The following is an 825-nucleotide window of genomic DNA, read 5'->3' as shown; positions in this document are numbered from 1 at the left end:
ACAAATGGCAAAATCTTAAACCATATAGTATTGTGGATGAATTGCGCACACAACTAAAGGCCATGAATCGTCAGTTTCATTTCTATGTGAAACAAAAAACGGCTATGAAAAATAATCTTATTAATCTCATTGACCAGACATACCCAAATGCAAATACTTATTTTAATAGTCCACCCCGCAGTGATGGCTCCCAAAAATGGGTTGATTTTGTCTATACGTATTGGCATGTAGATTGCGTTCGTAAAATGTCTCTAAATTCTTTTGTTAAACACTATCAAAACTGGTGCAAGCAAAAAAAAATATATCTTCAATAAATCAAAAGCCGAAGAAATTTATACCAAGGCAACGGAACTTGTCCCGGTATTTCCTAAAAACGAAATAACCAAACGCATCATTAGACAAGCTATCGCTCAGCTTAACAGCACTTCCGCTACCGTCGAAACAATACGCATTCTCATGAATGAAACCGCCTCAAAACTTCCAGAGTACCCGATTGTTATGCAGTTTAAAGGGATTGGTCCATCTTTTGGTCCACAGCTTATGGCTGAGATCGGTGATATAACCAGATTTACACATAAAGGAGCCCTTACTGCTTTCGCCGGGGTAGATCCTGGCGTAAACGAGTCTGGCTCCTATGCACAAAAAAGTGTTCCAACATCCAAACGTGGGTCTTCAAATTTAAGAAAGACTCTTTTTCAAGTAATGGATGTTCTTATTAAAACAATGCCGCAAGATGATCCTGTATATCAATTCATGGACAGAAAACGTGCCCAGGGTAAACCGTACTATGTTTACATGACTGCAGGCGCTAATAAATTTCTCAGA

General features: G+C 38.5%; 1 protein-coding gene and 1 pseudogene. Both read left to right on the top strand.

Features of this window, described 5'->3' with window-relative positions; genetic code table 11:
• A pseudogene (locus tag C7U56_RS16360) lies at positions 1-314 on the top strand (IS110 family RNA-guided transposase); the annotation flags it as partial.
• On the top strand, positions 262-825 hold a 564-nt coding region (locus C7U56_RS15310), incomplete at its 3' end, for a transposase (protein WP_420867027.1). The pseudogene C7U56_RS16360 and the gene C7U56_RS15310, both read left to right, overlap by 53 nt.

This window comes from Clostridium fessum (assembly GCF_003024715.1).
GTDB classification, from domain to species: Bacteria; Bacillota; Clostridia; order Lachnospirales; family Lachnospiraceae; genus Otoolea; species Otoolea fessa.
Note: the sequence above shows the minus strand (reverse complement) of the source record. Positions and strands in the feature narration are given on the sequence as shown.